Genomic DNA, 2,805 nt, shown 5'->3' on the forward strand with positions numbered 1-2,805 from the left:
TAATGGGTCTGGCCCCAAAATCGGGGATGACCAAATGTAAATACAATTTAACGTGAGCGCGCAACACATCTTATATCCCTGCGGCCCTACGCGGCAGCGTGGGATTGCCCAGAACCGCCGCTGTACCCCACAGGTCGAGGAAGGCAGAAAAATCCGCCTCGCATCCCGATTTAGGCGCGCTGCGCCGCCTCGGACTTGAGGTCCATATCCAACTTGACGCTTTGGGTTTTGCCCTCCTTGCTCTCACCGAAATAGATCGTCTGATGCGGAAAGGGGATTTCGATGTTGCGGGCGTCAAAGACCTTCTTCAGCACGCCATTATAGGCCCGCCCGATCCCCCATTGCCGACCCGGCACGCATTTGATCCGGGCGCGCAGCATCACGGCGCTGTCGCCAAAGCTGTTGACGCCGAACCATTCCAGATCGTCGAGAATACCGTTGGCCTGATCGGGATCACCCCTGAGTTCGGCAAAGGCATCAAGCATCGCCTGTTTCACCTCGTCGACATTCTCGCGGTAAGCAACGCCCATGTCGCAGACGAAATAGCCGTAATCGCGCACATAGTTCGAGACCATGTCGACCGAGGAAAACGGGATGATGTGATAGACACCCTGCACGTCGCGCAGGCTGACAGAGCGGATCGTCAGACGCTCGACCGTGCCGGTGACACCGCCCACCGTGACCACATCGCCCACGTTCATCGCATTCTCGAACTGGATGAAAATGCCGGTGATGATGTCCTGCACCATCTTTTGTGCGCCAAAACCGATGGCGAGGCCCAGCACCCCGGCCGAGGCCAGAAGCGGCGCGATGTCGAGCCCGATTTCGGCCAGCACGAACATCAGGGTCACAACGACAAGCGCAATCGTCGCGGCATTGCGCAAAAGCGTGAGCAGCGTCTGTTCACGCGCGGTGGCCACCTTGCCAAATTCGGGATTGAGCCGGTAATCCACCCAGGATGTCAGCGCAAGCCAGAGACCGAAGGCCACCAGCAGCACCAGCGACACCGACAGGATCATGCCCGTCAGGCGCAGGCCGAACTGGCTGACCATCCAGCCGCGCAGGTCGACGAGGCCGATGGCGTTGAAGGCCAGCAGCACGACCGCCGCAAAGATCACGCCGCGCAGCACAAAGAGAACCTTGGGCACAAAGGCGTTGAGCCGCCCCTGCAGGAGCGGCACCCGCGCCGACATGCCGGGCGGCAGAGCCACACCGCGCGCCATCATGCGGCTGAGAAATGTCGCGACCGAAAACCCGAGGAGCCCCACAACGAGCACCTGACCAGAGGCGAGAAAGGTCTGGAATACCGCATTTCCGGGGCGGACCAACACGACCACGAACATCGCCAGAAGATAGGCCAAAGCGGGCCAGTGCCAGTGGCGGGCAAGATAGGCGAGCGCCCCCTTGGGCGGCGCGGCACCTTCGCTCTGCGCGCCCAGCAACCAGTCGGACACGGCGCGGCGATTGCGCAGCACCAGCCCGATGGCAAGGATCAGAACCGCCATAGCGATCAGCGCCGAAGCCGCCCGCCCGGCGGCAAAGGACACATTGCTGTTGAGGATCGGCACCACCAGCAATTGCCCGTAGCCCACGACCCCGACAATGAGGTTGATCCGCGTCGCCAAATAGGCCGCCGCCCGGTCAGGGATCGGCAGCGGGCGCAGCGCAGTGGCCGACGGCGAGAGCACCAGCCGGACCGCAACCTTGGCCATTTCCACCAGCAGGAAGGCGTTGAGATAGAGAGTCTGACGGATTCCGATCTGGCCAAACTCGCCCAAGGCCAGAATGGCAAGGGCATAGCCCGCCGCCCAGGCGATGAGCACGATCATCGCATCCGTGACGGCGGAGGCGAGAAAGAGCAGGATGGTCCGAGCCAGCCCACCGTCGCGGGCCGACCTGCTCATGCGGGCATAGAGCGTCTTGCCAAAGCCACGCAGGACCAGAAAGGCCGCGACCGTTCCTGCGATCACCAGCGCAAGCTCGGCCAATGCGTCCATCAGGACGGCCGCCTCCCCCCCGCTCAGCCCATCAAGCACGGCAGGCGCGCGGGCGATCTGACGGGCAAGACCCGCCGTCCAATCGGCAAAATCCTCGGCAGCGGCCTGGGTGATCAGGGCGACCCTGCGTCCAAACGAGAGATCCTCGGGTGGCGGCTCGGTGGGGGCCACGCTCTCGACCTCTTCGGGCAGTCCGGCGGCGCGGAGCCTCTCGACAAGCTCGGTGCGCGCGGCATCATCCTCAATCACGTCGATCAGCAGATCGACACTGGAGCGCGCATTCGGATCGGTCGCAGCCTGCCCCGGCTCTTGTGCTGTGGCGGCGGTGACGGTCAGAAAAATGGCGGCAAGGGTATGCGCGAGAAATCGTATCATGACAAAGGCTCTCCATGTCCCGTTGTATTTTTGGGCACATGGAAGCGCCCGTGAGGGCGCGCCGCGATCGTTGCACAGCACACCGCGCCAAATGGCGTCAGGGGCGTAAAACCTATTGGAATCTGTGCTGGGGTCAAGCTTTGGGTGGGGTGACGCCGCGCAAAGAGCCGGTGCGCGCCTCTCAGGCGACCATCTGTTCGGCCTTCTTGAGGTCGACCGAGACAAGCTGGCTCACGCCTTGTTCGGCCATGGTCACGCCAAAGAGGCGGTCCATCCTGCTCATGGTCACGGCATGGTGCGTGATGATGAGAAAGCGGGTTTCCGTGCGGCGGCACATCTCGTCCAAGAGATCGCAAAAGCGGGTGACATTGGCATCGTCAAGCGGGGCATCCACTTCGTCCAGCACACAAATCGGGGCGGGATTGGCAAGGAA

General features: G+C 62.6%; 2 protein-coding genes. Both read right to left on the minus strand.

Going from position 1 to position 2,805, the window contains the following annotated elements; translation table 11 throughout:
- Positions 1-170 precede the first annotated feature (170 nt).
- Entirely contained in the window at positions 171-2,372 is a 2,202-nt protein-coding gene (locus tag KBT70_RS09745) for a mechanosensitive ion channel domain-containing protein (RefSeq protein WP_296632063.1), read from the minus strand.
- Between the two features lie 181 nt (positions 2,373-2,553).
- Positions 2,554-2,805 (minus strand): hypothetical protein (locus KBT70_RS09750; protein ID WP_296632072.1); only part of this gene is annotated, 252 nt, incomplete at its 5' end.

This window comes from Roseovarius sp. (assembly GCF_018066915.1).
Classification (GTDB): domain Bacteria; phylum Pseudomonadota; class Alphaproteobacteria; order Rhodobacterales; family Rhodobacteraceae; genus Roseovarius.

Bases quoted from the DNA above. Each gene is read 5' to 3' on its own strand.
- KBT70_RS09745 (WP_296632063.1), bottom strand. From the start codon at position 2,372: ATGATACGATTTCTCGCGCATACCCTTGCCGCCATTTTTCTGACCGTC.